Genomic DNA, 16,126 nt, shown 5'->3' on the forward strand with positions numbered 1-16,126 from the left:
GAGGCGACGGATGGCGCCGGTTCATCTGAGGTAGGTGCGCACCAGGGCGGTCATGTCCTGGACGCGTTGCGCGTGCCGCGCATCGGGCGCAGCGGCCGTGCCGAACTCCTCGCGGATGTGCGATTCGAGCACCTCCGACATGAGCCCGTTCACGGCGCCACGGATCGCGGCCAGCTGCTGCAGGACGGCGCCGCACTCTGCGCCCGCGTCGAGCGCGCGCTCCAGCGCCTCGGCTTGGCCACGGATGCGGCGCACGCGCACAAGCGCTTTCTTCTTCTCGACCGGGGAGTGGGGCATGCGCCGGATTCTATACCCCCCGGTAGTATGTGAACCACATGGAAGACGCACTCGCAGCGCCCTTAAGATGCGACCACATCCAGGTGACACCATGAAGAAAATCCTAGTCTTGAACGGCCCCAATCTGAACCTGCTCGGCACCCGCGAACCGGCGCAGTACGGCCACGAAACGCTGGCCGACGTCGAGCGCATGTGCAAGGAGACGGGCGATGCACTCGGCGTCGCCATCGAGTGCCGTCAGTCGAACCACGAGGGCCAGCTGATCGACTGGATCCACGAGGCCGGTCGCGAGATCGCCGCCGGCACCATGCTCGGCGTGGTCATGAACCCGGGCGCCTACACGCACACCTCGATCGCGCTGCACGACGCCATCAAGGGCGCCAGCGTGACGCTGATCGAACTGCACATCTCGAACGTGCATGCGCGGGAGACGTTTCGCCACCACTCCTTCATCTCGCCCGCGGCGCGCGGGATCATCGTGGGGCTGGGCGTGAAAGGTTATCCGCTGGCGATCGAGGCGCTGGTGCGCTTGAGCGCGCCCACGGCGTAGCGCCCCTTGCACTGCTCGTAAACCACATTTAGAAGCTCTCATTTCCGCGTGTGCCAAAATGCACAGGCGTTTTGGAGAGGCACTGGCACCGTCGCCGATTGAACCCCGGAAGCGTCCGGAATGATGCGATGACCCAACTTTCCGTCCGTGCGCTCCTGGAGCGCGCATCGATTGCCATCGAAGAGGCCCTGAGCCGCGGCGTCGCTGGTCGACGTGAGCCAGACGCTGCTGCGGTCGACACATAACGATTCCCCGGCAGCGCTCGCCGAGGAGTGGCGCATCCTGCTCGGGAATGTCAAGACCGCAGGCCGCTCCGCGCATCAGGCGGCACTGATCCTGTCCGCCGAGCGAGACCTCGCGGCTGCGCAGCGAGGCGGCGTTGTGTTGGACGCCGCGAAAGCGCACCACGCGGCGCACTGATGGGCATCACCTGTCCGGCGTGCGGCACCGAGAACCGCTCGATCGCCAAGTGCGCAGTGCGAGGCGGTGCACCGGCAGCAACAGCTGATGGAAGAAAAACGCAACCCGACCGACACCGGCGCCTGAGCGACTTCGGCGCGGGCGGCGCCTCTAGCTCTGCCGCGTAGCCGCTGCCTTCCAGCGCTTGCTCACCCGCCCCTGACTGTCGACGCTCTCGAGTTGCACATCGAATCCCCAGAGGCGGGCGACGTGCTTGAGCACCTCTTCGGCGCCATCGTGCAAGGGCAGGTTGTTGCGCTGGGTGTGCCGCAGCGTGAGCGCGCGGTCGCCGCGCGTGTTCACGTTCCAGACCTGGATGTCGGGTTCGCGGCAGCTGATGTCGTACTGGCGTGACAGCGATTCGCGCAAGGCGCGGTAGCCGCTGTCGTCGTGGATGGCGGCGACCTCCAGCTCCGATTCCTTCTCGTGGTCGCGGATGGCGAAGAGGCGGAAATCGCGCATCACCTTCGGACTCAGGAACTGGCCGACAAAGCTCTCGTCCTTGAAGTTGCGCATGGCGTAGTCGAGCGTCTTGATCCAGTCGTTGCCGGCGATGTCGGGGAACCAGCGGCGGTCTTCTTCGGTCGGTTTCTCGCAGATGCGGCGCAGGTCGGTGAACATCGAAAAACCCAGCGCATACGGGTTGATGCCGCTGTAGGCGCGGTGGCCCACCGGCGGCTGGTAGATCACGCCGGTGTGCGAACTCAGCCACTCCATCATGAAACCATCGGCCAGCCGGCCGCGGTCGTACATGGTGTTGAGCAGCGTGTAGTGCCAGAAGGTGGCCCAGCCTTCGTTCATGACCTGCGTCTGGCGTTGCGGATAAAAGTACTGCGCGACCTTGCGCACGATGCGCACCACTTCGCGCTGCCACGGTTCGAGCAGCGCCGCGTTCTTCTCGATGAAGTAGAGCAGGTTCTCCTGGGGCTCCTCCGGAAAGCGCCGCGTGGCGCTCGCCTCGGCGGCCTGGCCGTCGCGCCGGGGCAGGGTGCGCCAGAGGTCGTTCACCTGCTGCTGCAAATGCTGCTCGCGCTCGGCACGCTGCGCGCTTTCCTGCGCTAGCGAGCGCTTCTGCGGGCGTCGGTAGCGGTCCACGCCGTAGTTCATCAGCGCGTGGCAGGAGTCGAGCATTTCTTCCACGACGTCCACGCCATGCCGCTCTTCGCACTCGGCGATGTAGTGCCGCGCGTAGACAAGGTAATCGATGATCGACGACGCGTCGGTCCACATCCGGAACAGGTAGTTGCCCTTGAAGAAACTGTTGTGCCCGTAAGCCGCATGCGCGATGACCAGCGCCTGCATCGCCATGGTGTTTTCTTCCATGAGGTAGGCGATGCACGGGTCGGAGTTGATGACGATCTCGTAGGCCAGCCCCATGTGGCCGCGGCGGTAGTTCTTCTCGGTGCTGATGAACTGTTTGCCGTACGACCAGTGGCGATAGAGCATCGGCATGCCGACGCTCGAATACGCGTCCATCATCTGCTCGGCGCTGATCACTTCGAGCTGGTTGGGGTACACGTCGAGCCCGAAGCTTTTGGCCGTCGCCGCGATCTCGGCGTGATAGGTCTCGATGAGCTCGAAGGTCCAGTCCGATGGGCTTGGCAGCGTCATGGCGAAACGCCTTCTTTCTTGAACAGGTCGCGAAAAACGGGGTAGATGTCCTGTGCGTCAGCCACCTTGCGCATCGCGAAATTGCGCGTCACGGCCTCGAGCGCTGCGTATTCCTGCCAGAGGTTCTGCTCGGCATCGGCGACCTGCACGTAGGCGTAGTAGCGCACCGCGGGCAGGATCTTTTCTTCGAGCAACTGGCGGCAGCGGCCGCTGTCCTGGTGCCAGTTGTCGCCGTCGCTGGCCTGCGCGCCGTAGATGTTCCACTCGTCGCTCGGGTAGCGCGCGCGGATCACTTCTTCCATCAGCACCAAGGCGCTGGACACCACCGTGCCGCCGGTCTCGGTGGCCCGGAAGAACTCCTCTTCGGTCACTTCCTGGGCCTGCGTGTGGTGGCGCAGGAAGACGAGGTCGATCTTCTCGTAGTGCCTGGTGAGGAAGAGGTAGAGCAGCATGAAGAAGCGCTTGGACATGTCCTTGCGCGCCTCGTCCATCGAGCCCGAGACGTCCATCAGACAGACCATCACGGCCTTGGCGCTCGGCACCGGCGTCTTCACCCGGTTGCGGTAGCGCAAGTCGATCGGGTCGATGTAGGGCACATGCCGCGCAGTGCTGCGGACCTCGGCGATCTGCGCTTCGGTCTCTTCGATGTCTTTTTGCAGCGCCTGCGTGTGCGGCGTGTGCTGCTTCAGGTGCAGCAAGTGGTCTTCGAGCCGGCGCAGTTCCTTGCGCGGCTCGCCGCCGAGCGCGATGCGCCGCGCCAGCGCGCCGCGCATCGAGCGCACCACATGCAGGTTGTTTGGCGTGCCGTCGCTCGTGAAGCCGGCACGGTGGCTTTTCCACTCCGGGATCTCGGCGATCTGCGTGCGCACCAGATGAGGAAGCGCCAGGTCGTCGAAGAAGGCATGCATGAACTCTTCGCGGGTGAGACGGAACACGAAGTCGTCCTCGCCTTCGCCGCCATCGCCGGCTTCTCCACTGCCCGAGCCGCCGCCGGCCCCACCGGGCGGCCGCGCGATGCGGTCGCCCTTGAGGTATTCCTGGTTGCCCGGATGCACGTACTCGCGGTCGCCGCCGCGCGCATGGCCGAACACGGGCTCGGACACGTCGCGCCGCGGCAGCGTCACGTCTTCGCCTTGTTCGAGGTTGCGGATGTTGCGGCCGCTCACCGCCTTGCGCACCGCCTCCTGGATCTGTCCCTTGTACCGACGAAGAAAGCGCTCGCGGTTGCCGATGGACTTGTTCTTGCCCGACAACCTTCGATCGATGATCTGCTGCAGGAGGGCCACGGCGTCTCTGCTCCTCTATGAACTCTTGCGAACGCGCAGATACCACTCGCACAGCAGGCGGACCTGCTTGGCGGTGTAGCCTTTTTGCACCATGCGGCTCACGAAGTCCTCGTGCTTCTTCTGCTCGTCGGCGCTGCTCTTCGTGTTGAAGCTGATCACGGGCAGCAGCTCTTCGGTGTTGGAGAACATCTTCTTCTCGATCACGGTGCGCAGCTTCTCGTAGCTCGTCCACGACGGGTTGTTGCCTGCGTTGCCGGCGCGCGCCCGCAGCACGAAGTTGACGATCTCGTTGCGGAAATCCTTCGGGTTGCCGATGCCTGCGGGTCGCTCGATCTTTTCGAGCTCACCATTGAGCGAGGCGCGGTCGAACACCTCGCCCGTGTCGACGTCGCGGTATTCCTGGTCCTGGATCCAGTAGTCGGCGTAGGTCACGTAGCGATCGAAGATGTTCTGGCCGTATTCGCTGTAGCTCTCCAGGTAAGCAGTCTGGATCTCCTTGCCGATGAACTCGGCATAGCGCGGCGCCAGCAGTTCCTTGATGTAGCTGATGTACTTCTGCTCGGTTTCGGCAGGAAACTGCTCGCGCTCGATCTGCTGCTCCAGCACATACATGAGATGCACCGGATTGGCCGCGACTTCGGTGCTGTCGAAGTTGAACACCTTGGAGATGATCTTGAAGGCGAAGCGCGTCGACACGCCGCTCATGCCCTCGTCCACGCCCGCGTAGTCGCGGTATTCCTGCAGCGACTTGGCCTTGGGATCGGTGTCCTTCAGGTTGTCGCCGTCGTAGATCTGCATCTTGCTGAAGACGCTGGAGTTTTCGGGGTCCTTCAGCCGCGTGAGCACCGAGAACTGGGCCATCATCCGCAGCGTGCCCGGTGCGCAGGGCGCCTGCGCCAGCGACGAGTTGCGCACCAGCTTCTCGTAGATCTTGATTTCCTCCGACGGCCGCAGGCAGTAGGGCACTTTGACGATGTAGATGCGGTCGAGGAAGGCCTCATTGTTCTTGTTGTTGCGAAACGCCTTCCACTCGCTCTCGTTGCTGTGCGCCAGCACGATGCCGTCGAACGGAATCGCGCCGAAGCCTTCGGTGCCCTTGAAGTTGCCTTCCTGCGTGGCGGTAAGAAGTGGATGCAGTACCTTGATCGGCGCCTTGAACATTTCCACGAACTCCAGCAAGCCCTGGTTCGCCAGGCACAGCCCGCCGGAGTAGGCATACGCGTCGGGGTCGTCCTGCGCATACGTCTCGAGCTTGCGGATGTCGACCTTGCCGACCAGCGAGGAGATGTCCTGGTTGTTCTCGTCACCGGGTTCGGTCTTGGCCACCGCGATCTGCCGCAGCACGGACGGATAGCGCTTGACCACTTTGAACTTGCGGATGTCGCCCCCGTACTCTTCGAGCCGCTTCACCGCCCAGGGCGAGAGGATGCGGTTCAGGTAGCGACGTGGGATGCCGTATTCCTTTTCGAGGATCTCGCCATCCTCCGCCGCGTCGAAGAGGCCGAGCGGCGTTTCGTTCACGGGTGAACCCTGGATCGAATAGAAAGGCACGTGCTCCATGAGTTGCTTCAGGCGCTCGGCGATCGAACTCTTGCCGCCGCCGACCGGACCGAGCAGGTAGAGGATCTGTTTCTTTTCTTCGAGTCCCTGGGCGGCATGCCGGAAGTAAGACACCACCTGCTCGATGGCTTCCTCCATGCCGTAGAACTCCTTGAACGCCGGGTAGATCTTGATGACCTTGTTGGCGAAGATGCGCGACAACCGCGAGTCGTTGCGGGTGTCGACCATCTGCGGCTCGCCGATCGCTTTGAGCATGCGCTCGGCGGCGGTGGCAAACGCGATCGGCTCGCGCTTGCAGAGGTCGAGATAGTCCTGCAGCGACAGGACTTCCTCACGGGTCCGCTCGTAGCGAGCGGCGAAGTTGCTCATCACGTCCATGCGATCACCTCCATCGAATCAACGGGGCGCCTGCGCTCGCGAACGGGGTCTCCGCGATGAAGGCCTGCGCCGGAAAAAGCTCCCTATCGGCTCACCAATTTCCAGATCAATCAACTAGCAAAGAACGCGCCCAGAGTATTTGGGCTGCCCGATAAGAACAAGGGCTTCGATTCAAAGTTCCGCCCATGCGTGCAATGCGTCCTCTTTTTACCAACGCGACAAGGTGACGATCGGTTGTCGGGCATTCTGCAAATTGAGAAATCAAAAAAAGCGGCCCTCGGACCGCTTTTTTATGCAGAGGCGCGTTACGCAATTCAGCTGAAAAATTCCTTGGCCTTGTCGAACCAGCCCTTGTCGGTCGGGCTGTGCTTGTTGCCGCCCTTCTTGAGCGACTCGTCCAGTTCCTTGACCAGCTTGCGTTGGTGCTCGGTGAGCTTGACCGGCGTCTCGACGCGCACATGGCAGTACAGGTCGCCCGGGTAGCTGCCGCGCACGCCCTTGATGCCCTTGCCGCGCAGGCGGAACTGCTTGCCGCTTTGCGTGCCTTCGGGGATGTCGATCGCGGCCGCGCCCTTGAGCGTCGGCACGTTGATCTCGCCGCCGAGCGCCGCGGTCGTCATGCTCACCGGCACGACGCAATGCAGGTCGTCGCCTTCGCGCTCGAAGATCTCGTGCTTCTTGAGGCGAATCTCGATATACAGATCGCCAGGCGGCCCGCCATTGGTGCCCGGCTCGCCATTGCCGGTGCTGCGGATGCGCATGCCGTCGTCGATGCCGGCCGGGATCTTCACTTCGAGCGTCTTGTTGTTCTTGATCTTTCCCTGGCCGTGGCATGTCGTGCAGGGCTCCGGAATGATCTTGCCGGTGCCGTGACATTGCGGGCAGGTCTGCTGCACGCTGAAGAAGCCCTGGCGCATCTGCACCGCGCCGGCCCCGTGGCAGGTCGTGCAGGTGATCGGCTTGGTGCCGGGCTTGGCGCCGGAGCCGTCGCAGGTCGCGCAGGCGTCCCAGCTCGGGATGCGGATCTGGGCATCCTTGCCCTCGGCCGCTTCTTCGAGCGTGACTTCCATGGCGTAGCTCAGGTCGCTGCCGCGAAACACCTGGCGTCCGCCGGCCGCGCGCCCGCGTCCGCCGCCACCGAACACATCGCCGAAAATGTCGCCGAAGGCTTCGGCAAAGCCGCCCATGCCTTCCGCGCCCGGGCCACCGCGCATGTTCGGGTCGACGCCGGCGTGCCCGTACTGGTCGTACGCCGCGCGCTTCTGGCCGTCCGACAGCATTTCGTAGGCTTCTTTCACCTCCTTGAACTTCGCCTCGGCGTCGGTCGTGGTGTCGCCGTGATTCCGGTCGGGGTGATGCTTCATCGCAAGCTTGCGATAAGCCTTCTTGATCTCTTCCTCGCTCGCGTTTTTCGGGACGCCGAGGGTTTCGTAATAGTCGCGTTTGGTGGCCATGGTCGGTCGGGTCGGGCGGTCTCTTCAACAAGCGGAAAAGGCTGGACCACCCTTGAGGTGATCCAGCCTTGCGTCAGGGCAGGGGACTCAGCCCTTCTTGACTTCCTTGACTTCGGCGTCGACGACGTTGTCGTCGTGCGGTGCGCTCTGCGCGCCAGCGTCGGGGCCGGCGCCCGCGCCACCTGCGGCACTGGCGGCAGCGCCAGCGGCCTGCGCATCGGCGTACATCTTCTCGCCCAGCTTCTGGCTCGCGCTCATCAGCGTGTTGGTCTTCTCCTCGATCGCGGCCTTGTCTTCGCCCTTCAGGGCTTCTTCGAGGTCCTTGATGGAGGCTTCGATCGTTTCCTTCTCGCCGGCTTCGAGCTTGTCGCCATGCTCGGCCAGCGACTTCTGCACGCTGTGCACCATGGCTTCGCCCTGGTTGCGGGCCTGCACGACTTCGACTTTCTTTTTGTCGTCGGCCGCGTTGAGCTCGGCGTCCTTGACCATCTTCTGGATCTCTTCTTCCGACAGGCCCGAGTTCGCCTTGATGGTGATCTTGTTTTCCTTGCCGGTGCCCTTGTCCTTGGCGCCCACGTGCAGGATGCCGTTGGCGTCGATGTCGAAGCTCACCTCGATCTGCGGCGTGCCGCGCGACGACGGCGGGATGCCTTCGAGGTTGAACTCGCCCAGCGCCTTGTTGCCCGAGGCGATCTCGCGTTCGCCCTGGAACACCTTGATGGTCACGGCCGGCTGGTTGTCTTCGGCGGTGGAGAAGGTCTGCGCGAACTTCGTCGGGATGGTCGTGTTCTTCACGATCATCTTGGTCATCACGCCGCCCATGGTCTCGATGCCCAGCGACAGCGGGGTCACGTCGAGCAGCAGCACGTCCTTGCGGTCACCCGAGAGCACCTGGCCCTGGATGGCGGCGCCCACGGCCACGGCTTCGTCGGGGTTCACGTCCTTGCGCGGTTCCTTGCCGAAGAACTCCTTGACCTTCTCCTGCACCTTGGGCATGCGGGTCATCCCGCCGACCAGGATCACGTCGTTGATGTCGTTGACCGACACGCCCGCATCCTTGATGGCGATGCGGCAAGGCGCGATGGTGCGCTCGATGAGTTCGTCGACCAGCGACTCGAACTTGGCACGGCTGAGCTTGATGTTCAGGTGCTTGGGGCCCGACGCATCGGCGGTGATGTAGGGCAGGTTGATGTCGGTCTGCGGGCTGTTCGAGAGCTCGATCTTGGCCTTCTCGGCGGCTTCTTTGAGGCGCTGCAGGGCGAGCACGTCCTTGGACAGGTCGACGCCTTGCTCTTTCTTGAACTCCCCGATGATGTAGTCGATCACGCGCTGGTCGAAGTCTTCGCCGCCGAGGAAGGTGTCGCCATTGGTCGACAGCACTTCGAACTGCTTTTCGCCGTCGACGTCGGCGATCTCGATGATCGACACGTCGAAGGTGCCGCCGCCCAGGTCGTACACGGCGATCTTGCGGTCGCGCTTGTCCTGCTTGTCGAGGCCGAAGGCCAGGGCGGCTGCGGTGGGCTCGTTGATGATGCGCTTGACGTCCAGGCCCGCGATGCGGCCGGCGTCCTTGGTGGCCTGGCGCTGCGCGTCGTTGAAGTAGGCGGGCACGGTGATGACGGCTTCGGTCACGGCTTCGCCGAGATAGTCTTCGGCGGTCTTCTTCATCTTGCGCAGGATCTCGGCGCTGACCTGTTGCGGCGCGATCTTCTTGCCGCGCACTTCGACCCAGGCGTCGCCGTTGTCGGCCTTGCTGATCGTGTAAGGCATCAGGTCGATGTCCTTTTGCACTTCCTTTTCTTCGAACTTGCGACCGATCAGGCGCTTCACCGCGTAGAGCGTGTTCTTCGGGTTGGTCACGGCCTGGCGCTTGGCCGAGGCGCCGACCAGCACTTCGCCGTCTTCCTGGTAGGCCACGATCGACGGCGTGGTGCGGGCACCTTCCGAGTTCTCGATCACACGCGTGGTGTTGCCTTCCATGATCGACACGCACGAATTGGTGGTGCCGAGGTCGATGCCGATGATTCTGCCCATGGTGTTGCTCCTGAAGTCTGAAAATTAAGTTGTGATGAAGTTGTGGATAACCGCGCCGGGTTCAAGGGAGAAGGCGGGGATTTCCTGTGAATTCGTCTGTATGGATTCGCGCACTCGCGCTCAGCTCGGCGCGCTGACCGTCACGAGCGCGGGGCGCAACACGCGCTCGTTGATCGTGTAGCCCTTTTGCAGCACCGACACCACGGTGTTGGCTTCCTGGCCGGGCGCGGGCACGACCGAGATGGCCTGGTGCTGGTGCGGATCGAATTTGGTGCCGGCAGCGGGTGCGATCTCGACGACCTTGTTGCGCTCGAGCGCGCTCTTCAACTGGCGCAGCGTGGCTTCGGCGCCTTCGCGGATTTGCTCGGGCGTGGCGTCGGCGATGGCGAGCCCGGCCTCGAGGCTGTCGGTCACCGGCAGCAGGCTTTCGGCGAAAGCTTCGACGGCGAACTTGCGCGCCTTGGTGATTTCTTCTTCGGCGCGGCGGCGCGCATTCTGCACATCGGCCTGGGCGCGCAGGTACTGGTCGGCCAACTCGGCGTTCTTTGCCTGCAGCGCGGCCAGCTGCGCGTGTGCGTCGTGTGACTCGGCTTCGTTGGCAGCCTGGGCAGCTTCCAGCTCCTCCGGGCTCGGGGCGCCGGTGAGTTGGTTCGGATCGTTGTGCGGGGTTTCAGCGGACATGGGTAAAAGCGGTGAGAGCCGAAAGATCGTTGGATTCCGCTCGAATTGGGGCCGTTTTGGTCCATTTCAAGCAAAAAAATGCGTCCCGAAGGACGCTTTTGGGAGCGCGGCGCGATCAGTGCGCGTCGAGCAGCTCGACGTCGAACTTGAGCGTGGCGTTCGGCGGGATCACGCCACCGGCGCCGCGGGCACCGTAGCCGAGCGCGGCCGGGATCACCAGCGTGCGCTGGCCGCCGATCTTCATGCCGGCGACGCCTTCATCCCAGCCCTTGATGACCTGGCCTGCGCCAAGCGAGAAGGCGAACGGATCGTTGCGGTCACGGCTGGAATCGAACTTGGCGCCCTGGACGCCATCGTTGAAGAGCCAGCCGGTGTAGTGCACATGCACGTGCTGGCCGGCCGTGGCTTCGGCGCCGTCGCCGACTTTGACGTCATCGTATTGCAGGCCGGAGGGGGTGGTGGGCATGAGAGGCTCCTTGCAGGTCGAGAGGGTGATGAGAGCCGGAGAGTTTACCGAGCCCGCGCGCGTCGCCGTTTTACTTGCCGACGGGCGCGACCTTCTTGACCTGGCTCACCTGCCACTTGCCGGCGAAGGCCTGCAGGTCGGACAGGCGCTTGAGCAGGTCCTGGCCACTCAGCGTGAGGCTGTAGCCATCGCTGCCGTGGTTCACGATGCCGGCTTCGCGAAGTTCCTTGATGCGGGTGTTGAGCGTGTTGGGGGTGATGCCGCCGACGCTGTCCTGCAGCAGCCGAAAGGTTTGCGCATGGCCGTCGCGCAAAGCCCAGAGCACGCGCAACGCGTAGCGGGCTTCGAGCAGTGCCAGCAACTGGCTGACGGCTGCGTTTTCCTTGGAACTCATCGACATCTTCTCCTCGGGCGCATTCGTGAACGGTTCCGACATCTTTTCCGGACCGCTCTATCGGGCCAACGACTATATCGCAAACACCCTTCGTGCTACAAGTTTTATAGCGACCGCCGCCCGCTGCATGCGGGTTGTGGCGTGGAAGCCTCAAATCTTTGCGAAGTTCGCCATCGTTTCGCCGAGGCGGATCGGGCGCGTCGGAGACCACGCCGGATTGAAGGTCACCGGCGGCTTGGGGAACAGCATCACGACGGTCGAACCGAGCAGAAATCGGCCCATTTCCTCACCCTTTTGCAGGGTGATGTTCTGTTCGTCGTAGCGCCACTCGCGCAACTGACCGGTGCGCGGCGGGTTCACCACGCCGTGCCACACCGTTTCCATGCTGCCGACGATGGTGGCGCCGACCAGCACCAGCACGAACGGGCCGCGCGCCGTGTCGAACACGCACACGGTGCGCTCGTTGCGCGCAAACAGGCCCGGAACGCCGCGTGCCGTGGTCGGGTTGACCGAGAAGAGGTCGCCCGGCACGTAGATCATTCGCATGAGCCGACCGTCGCACGGCATGTGGATGCGGTGGTAGTCCTTCGGGCTCAGGTACAGCGTGGCGAAGCTGCCGTGCGCGAACTGCGCCGCCAGCACTGCGTCGCCGCCGACCAGCGCGGTCGTCGTGTAGTTGTGGCCCTTGGCCTGGAAGATCTGGTCGCCCTCGATCGCGCCGAACTGGCTGATCGCGCCGTCGACCGGCGAGACCAGGTCGGCCTCGGCGATGGGTCGCGCGCCGGGCTTGAGCGCCCGCGTGAAGAAGGCATTGAAGCTCTTGTAGTGGCCGATGTCGCTCTCAAGCGCCTCGCCCATGTTCACCTCGTACTTCGCGACGAAGCGCTGGATGATCCACGTCGTGACACGGCCGCGTTCCTTGCCGGCGACCCACCCGGCGAAATTCGTCAGCGCCTGTTTGGGAAACAGGTATTGCGGGAGGACGGCGGAGCGATCGGACACGTTGTTGTTCTGCTAATGCGAGGCGGGGCTCGCATTCTATAAAGCGCTTCGTTCCCGCGCCGCCGGTTACTCGGCCTTGATGTTCGCGGCCTTGATGACGGCCGCCCATTTCTCGACCTCCACCTTCTGGAAGGCCGCGATCTGCGCCGTCGTCATGTCGGCCGGTTCCATGCCGAAGCCCTTGAGCTTTTCCTGCATGTCGGGTTTGGCGAGGATGGTGCGAATCTCCTTGTGCATCCGGTCGATCACCGGCGCCGGCGTGCCGGTCGGCACGAAGATCGCCTGCCACGATACGACCGAAAAATCGCTCAGGCCCGGCAAGCCGGATTCGGCCACCGTCGGCACGTCCGGCAGCGAGGCGATGCGCTTGGGCGAGGTCACCGCGATGGCGCGCAGCTTGCCGCTCTGGATGTGCGGGCCGGCAACGACGGTGGTGTCGAACATCATCTCGACCTGGCCGCCGATCACGTCCTGGATGGCCGGGCCGCTGCCCTTGTAGGGCACGTGGGTGAACTTCACGCCCGACTTGTAGGCCAGCAGTTCGAGCGCCAGGTGCTGCGAGGTGCCGGTGCCGGCCGAAGCCGACGAGAGCCCGCCGGCAGCCGCTTTCGCCTTGCTCGCATCGAGCACGTCTTTCAGCGTCTTGTAGGGGCTCGCCTGGTTCACCACCAGCACGACAGGGTTGGTGCCGATCAGCGTGACCGGCGCGAACGACTTGATGGGGTCATAGCCGATCTTCGGATAGAGGCTCACGTTGATGGCGTGCGAGCTGATCGTGCCGCCGAGCATCGTGTAGCCATCGGGCGTGGCCCGCGAGGCGATTTCCGAGCCGACACTGCCACCCGCGCCGCCCCGGTTGTCGATGATGACCGAGGTGCCGAGCACCGTGCCGAGCTGCTGCGAAATGATTCGCCCGAGCACATCGGTGGTGCCGCCGGCGGGAAACGGCACCAGGTAGGTGATCGCCTTGCCGGTCGGCCAGCCACCTTGTGCGAAGGCGGGCAGGCTGCCTGCAGCGAGCCCGGCCATGGCGGTTCGAATGAGTGTGCGGCGTTGCATGTCGTGTCTCCTGCTCAGGGCTTGAGGTTGAGTTTGGTGATGAGGTTCTTGAAGTAGGTGTTGTCCTTGGCCAGCGTGTCCTTGAAGACGGCGCCGTCGGTGTAGACGTAACCCAGGTTCTGCTTGTCCATCACCTCGTGCATCAGCGGCTCGGCGGCGGTCTTCGCGGTGATCTCGCGGAGTCGGGCCATCACTTCGGGTGGCGTGTTCTTCGGCGCGCCGAGGCCGCGCCAGGTGCCGATCGACAGGTCGATGCCGCGCTCCTTGGCGGTCGGTACTTTCTCGAAACCCTTGACGCGCTTGTCGGCCATCACCATCAACACCTTGAGCTTGCCGCCCTGCACGAAGGTCGTGACTTCGGCCGGGCTGACCGCCACCGCTTCGATGTGACCGCCCATGAGCGACAGCACTGCGGGTGCGGCGCCCTGGAACGGAATGTGGTTGAACTTCGCACCGGTCTTGTCTTCCAGCGCGGCCGCGGCGAGGTGCCAGATCGAGCCGTTGCCCGAGTTGCCGACGCGCACGCTGCCGGGGTCTTTCTTTGCGGCGGCGAGGAATTCCTCGATCGTGTTCCAGGGCGCCTCCGCCTTGACCGTGATGGCGGCCGGATCGGCGTTGAGCTGCGCGATCGGCTGGAAGTCGTCGTAGTTGAACTTGGCCAGGCCCAGGTGCGGCAAGGTCAGCAGCTCGACGGTGAGCACGGCCAGCTTGTAGCCATCGGGCTTGGAATTGATGACTTCCTGCCAGCCGATCGCGCCGCCCGCGCCGGGCCGGTTGACGACCACGATGCTTTCCTTGATGTGCTTGCGGCTCGCCTCGGCGAAGGCGCGCGCGAGTCCGTCGGTGCCGCCGCCGGGCTGGTAGGGCACCAGCAGCTCGATGGTCTTGTTCGGGTAGTCGGTCTGCGCTGCGGCGGGCAGCGCGAGGCCGAATGCAAGAACGGCCACGGCCGAGACGGCCGAGACGGCCGAGAGGGCCGAGAGGGCCGAGAGGGCCGAGAGGGGGCGGGTCATGCTGTGCTTCATATTTTTTGTCTCCGATATCGATGTTGGGGCTCGGGCGCGAATCTGCGCTCAGGGCATGTACTGACCGCGGCTCACTTCACCACCATGAAGAGGCTCGGGAGCCAGGTCGAGAAGGCGGGCACGAAAGTCACCACGCCGAGCGCGAAGATGAGCGCGCCGTAGAAAGGCCAGATCGTCTTCATGACCGTGCCGACCGACACACCGCCGATCGCACAGCCGACGAACTGCGTTGTGCCCACTGGCGGCGTGTTGAGACCCAGCGCGCAATTGATGAGCATCACGATGCCGAACTGAACCGAGCTCATGCCGTACTGCTGCGCGATCGGCAGGAAGATCGGCGTGCACAGCAGGATGGTCGCGGCCATGTCCAGGAAGGTGCCGAGCACGAAGAGGATGACGTTGATGAGCAGGAAAATCATCCACGGCGTGCTGGTGATCTGCGAGAGCATCTGGCCGGTGAGCTCGGCCACGCCGTAGAGGCTGATGAGGTAGCCGAAGGTGCTTGAAATACCGATGAGCAGCAGGATCACGCCGGTGGTGCGCACCGCCTTCGATGCCGCCTTGATGAAGTGTTCCCACTTCAGCGTGCGGTACACCACGATCGTCAGCACCAGCGCATAAAGCACCGCCACCGCCGCCGATTCGGTCGCGGTGAACACGCCCGACAAAATGCCGCCGAGGATCAGCACGACGATGAACAGGCCCGGCATGGCGGCCGCAAAGCAGCGCCACACGATGGCCCATCCGGGGAAGGTGCCGGCCGGGTAGCCGCGCTTCACCGCCACGAGGTAGGCCGCTGCCAGGTTGCTGATCGTGAGGACCGCGGCGGGCAACAGCGCCGCGAGAATCAGCGCCGCGATCGACACCTTGCCGCCGGCAGCGAGCGAATAGATGATGAGGTTGTGGCTGGTCGGCATGAGCGCGCCCACCAGTGCCGCATGGGTCGTCACGTTGACCGCGTAGTCGGCGTGATAACCCTCCTTCTTCATCATCGGGATCATCACCGCGCCCATCGCCGACACGTCGGCCACCGGCGAGCCCGACACGCCACCGAACAGCGTGCACGCCACCACGTTCGACATGCCGAGGCCGCCGCGCACGTGGCCGACCAGGCTGCGCGCGAAGTCGACGATGCGGTCGGCGATGCCGCCGTACAGCATGAGCTCGCCCGCGAAGATGAAGAACGGGATCGCCAAGAAGGAGAAGATGCCCATGCCCGAGGTCATCTGCTGGAAGCCGACCGCCAGCGGCAGGCCTTCGTAGAGCAGTGTGGCCAGGGCCGACAGGCCGATCGAGAACGCCACCGGCACGCCGAGCAGCAGGAAGACAGTGAACGAGATACAGAGGATCAGCAGTGGAATCGTCATGTCATGCCCAGGCGGGTTCTACTTCGCGGCCCCGGGCCAGCGCAATGATGTGTTCGATGGAGAACATGACGATCAGCACCCCCGAGATGGCGGCCGGCACGTACTTCCACCCTTCGGAAATCCAGAGCGTCGGCAGGCGGTAGTCCCACACCGACTCGGCGAGGGACGCGCAGTTCCAGGCCATGGCGGCGCCGAACAGCAGCACCAGGAAATGGATGAGGTATTCCATCTTCAGGCGCAGCCAGTCGGGCGCCAGCACCAGGAAGGACTCGAGCCCGATGTGGCCTGCGTCGCGCACGCCCACCGCGACGCCGAACATGGTCACGTAGATGACCAGCAGCAACGCCAGGCTCTCGGCCCAGGTGGGCGTGTTGTTGAGCACGTAGCGGCCGAACACCTGCCAGCTCACGGCGCAGATCACTGCGACGAGGCCGACGATGCCCAGCCACATGCAGGCACGCGCGAGCGTGCGGCAGAGGCGGGTGTACATGGAGACCGCCTGG

At 64.1% G+C, this 16,126-nt stretch carries 16 protein-coding genes; 2 read left to right on the forward strand and 14 right to left on the reverse strand.

Features of this window, described 5'->3' with window-relative positions; all coding sequences use genetic code 11:
* Positions 1 to 21: 21 nt before the first annotated feature.
* On the reverse strand, positions 22 to 297 hold the full coding sequence (gene frmR, locus AX767_RS16285; RefSeq protein ID WP_068632279.1) for a formaldehyde-responsive transcriptional repressor FrmR: 276 nt from the start codon (positions 295 to 297) through the stop codon (positions 22 to 24).
* A 91-nt stretch (positions 298 to 388) separates the two neighbouring features.
* On the opposite strand from frmR, the gene aroQ reads away from it, so the two are divergent.
* Both aroQ and AX767_RS16295 read left to right on the forward strand, forming a co-directional pair.
* Entirely contained in the window at positions 389 to 847 is a 459-nt protein-coding gene (gene aroQ, locus AX767_RS16290; protein ID WP_068632280.1) for a type II 3-dehydroquinate dehydratase, read from the forward strand.
* A gap of 213 nt (positions 848 to 1,060) precedes the next feature.
* The gene (locus AX767_RS16295) at positions 1,061 to 1,267 is read left to right on the forward strand and encodes a hypothetical protein (protein ID WP_068632281.1); all 207 of its coding nucleotides are present in this window, start codon (positions 1,061 to 1,063) and stop codon (positions 1,265 to 1,267) included.
* A gap of 150 nt (positions 1,268 to 1,417) precedes the next feature.
* On the opposite strand, the gene AX767_RS16300 is transcribed toward AX767_RS16295, so the two are convergent.
* The 13 genes from AX767_RS16300 to AX767_RS16360 form a co-directional block, all read right to left on the reverse strand.
* Positions 1,418 to 2,917, reverse strand: coding sequence for a SpoVR family protein (locus AX767_RS16300; protein ID WP_068632282.1), 1,500 nt, complete (start codon positions 2,915 to 2,917; stop codon positions 1,418 to 1,420).
* Complete coding sequence (locus AX767_RS16305) at positions 2,914 to 4,203, reverse strand: YeaH/YhbH family protein (protein ID WP_068632283.1); 1,290 nt, start codon at positions 4,201 to 4,203, stop codon at positions 2,914 to 2,916. The genes AX767_RS16300 and AX767_RS16305 overlap by 4 nt, the downstream gene beginning before the upstream one ends.
* Before the next feature lie 15 nt (positions 4,204 to 4,218).
* Positions 4,219 to 6,141 carry a PrkA family serine protein kinase gene (locus AX767_RS16310; protein WP_068632284.1) on the reverse strand — a complete coding sequence of 641 codons (1,923 nt, stop codon included), beginning with the start codon at positions 6,139 to 6,141 and terminating at the stop codon, positions 4,219 to 4,221.
* A 314-nt stretch (positions 6,142 to 6,455) separates the two neighbouring features.
* Positions 6,456 to 7,595, reverse strand: a complete 1,140-nt coding sequence (gene dnaJ / locus AX767_RS16315; RefSeq protein ID WP_068632285.1) for a molecular chaperone DnaJ — start codon at positions 7,593 to 7,595, stop codon at positions 6,456 to 6,458.
* A gap of 87 nt (positions 7,596 to 7,682) precedes the next feature.
* Entirely contained in the window at positions 7,683 to 9,629 is a 1,947-nt protein-coding gene (dnaK, locus tag AX767_RS16320) for a molecular chaperone DnaK (RefSeq protein ID WP_068632286.1), read from the reverse strand.
* A 120-nt stretch (positions 9,630 to 9,749) separates the two neighbouring features.
* A complete protein-coding gene (grpE, locus tag AX767_RS16325) occupies positions 9,750 to 10,310 on the reverse strand; it encodes a nucleotide exchange factor GrpE (RefSeq protein WP_068632287.1) in 561 nt (186 codons plus the stop codon).
* Positions 10,311 to 10,425: 115 nt separating this feature from the next.
* On the reverse strand, positions 10,426 to 10,776 hold the full coding sequence (locus AX767_RS16330; protein WP_068632288.1) for an FKBP-type peptidyl-prolyl cis-trans isomerase: 351 nt from the start codon (positions 10,774 to 10,776) through the stop codon (positions 10,426 to 10,428).
* A gap of 70 nt (positions 10,777 to 10,846) precedes the next feature.
* Complete coding sequence (locus AX767_RS16335) at positions 10,847 to 11,170, reverse strand: winged helix-turn-helix transcriptional regulator (RefSeq protein WP_068633783.1); 324 nt, start codon at positions 11,168 to 11,170, stop codon at positions 10,847 to 10,849.
* Positions 11,171 to 11,320: 150 nt separating this feature from the next.
* Positions 11,321 to 12,172 (reverse strand): archaetidylserine decarboxylase, encoded by an 852-nt coding sequence (asd, locus tag AX767_RS16340; protein WP_068632289.1) that lies wholly within the window; start codon positions 12,170 to 12,172, stop codon positions 11,321 to 11,323.
* 66 nt (positions 12,173 to 12,238) lie between these two features.
* The gene (locus AX767_RS16345) at positions 12,239 to 13,231 is read right to left on the reverse strand and encodes a Bug family tripartite tricarboxylate transporter substrate binding protein (protein ID WP_068632290.1); all 993 of its coding nucleotides are present in this window, start codon (positions 13,229 to 13,231) and stop codon (positions 12,239 to 12,241) included.
* 14 nt (positions 13,232 to 13,245) lie between these two features.
* Complete coding sequence (locus tag AX767_RS16350) at positions 13,246 to 14,244, reverse strand: Bug family tripartite tricarboxylate transporter substrate binding protein (RefSeq protein ID WP_068633785.1); 999 nt, start codon at positions 14,242 to 14,244, stop codon at positions 13,246 to 13,248.
* Between the two features lie 83 nt (positions 14,245 to 14,327).
* Complete coding sequence (locus AX767_RS16355) at positions 14,328 to 15,623, reverse strand: TRAP transporter large permease (RefSeq protein ID WP_068632291.1); 1,296 nt, start codon at positions 15,621 to 15,623, stop codon at positions 14,328 to 14,330.
* A gap of 1 nt (position 15,624) precedes the next feature.
* Complete coding sequence (locus AX767_RS16360; protein WP_068632292.1) at positions 15,625 to 16,113, reverse strand: TRAP transporter small permease; 489 nt, start codon at positions 16,111 to 16,113, stop codon at positions 15,625 to 15,627.
* Positions 16,114 to 16,126 lie beyond the last annotated feature (13 nt).

It is taken from the genome of Variovorax sp. PAMC 28711 (assembly GCF_001577265.1).
Lineage (GTDB): Bacteria > Pseudomonadota > Gammaproteobacteria > Burkholderiales > Burkholderiaceae_C > Variovorax.

Excerpts from the sequence above, each read along its gene's own strand:
- frmR (WP_068632279.1), bottom strand. The coding sequence starts at position 297 with ATGCCCCACTCCCCGGTCGAGAAGAAGAAAGCGCTTGTGCGCGTGCGC.
- aroQ (WP_068632280.1), top strand. The coding sequence starts at position 389 with ATGAAGAAAATCCTAGTCTTGAACGGCCCCAATCTGAACCTGCTCGGC.
- AX767_RS16300 (WP_068632282.1), bottom strand. The coding sequence starts at position 2,917 with ATGACGCTGCCAAGCCCATCGGACTGGACCTTCGAGCTCATCGAGACC.
- AX767_RS16310 (WP_068632284.1), bottom strand. The coding sequence starts at position 6,141 with ATGGACGTGATGAGCAACTTCGCCGCTCGCTACGAGCGGACCCGTGAG.
- dnaJ (WP_068632285.1), bottom strand. The coding sequence starts at position 7,595 with ATGGCCACCAAACGCGACTATTACGAAACCCTCGGCGTCCCGAAAAAC.
- dnaK (WP_068632286.1), bottom strand. The coding sequence starts at position 9,629 with ATGGGCAGAATCATCGGCATCGACCTCGGCACCACCAATTCGTGCGTG.
- grpE (WP_068632287.1), bottom strand. The coding sequence starts at position 10,310 with ATGTCCGCTGAAACCCCGCACAACGATCCGAACCAACTCACCGGCGCC.
- AX767_RS16330 (WP_068632288.1), bottom strand. The coding sequence starts at position 10,776 with ATGCCCACCACCCCCTCCGGCCTGCAATACGATGACGTCAAAGTCGGC.
- AX767_RS16335 (WP_068633783.1), bottom strand. The coding sequence starts at position 11,170 with ATGAGTTCCAAGGAAAACGCAGCCGTCAGCCAGTTGCTGGCACTGCTC.
- AX767_RS16345 (WP_068632290.1), bottom strand. The coding sequence starts at position 13,231 with ATGCAACGCCGCACACTCATTCGAACCGCCATGGCCGGGCTCGCTGCA.
- AX767_RS16350 (WP_068633785.1), bottom strand. The coding sequence starts at position 14,244 with ATGACCCGCCCCCTCTCGGCCCTCTCGGCCCTCTCGGCCCTCTCGGCC.
- AX767_RS16355 (WP_068632291.1), bottom strand. The coding sequence starts at position 15,623 with ATGACGATTCCACTGCTGATCCTCTGTATCTCGTTCACTGTCTTCCTG.
- AX767_RS16360 (WP_068632292.1), bottom strand. The coding sequence starts at position 16,113 with ATGTACACCCGCCTCTGCCGCACGCTCGCGCGTGCCTGCATGTGGCTG.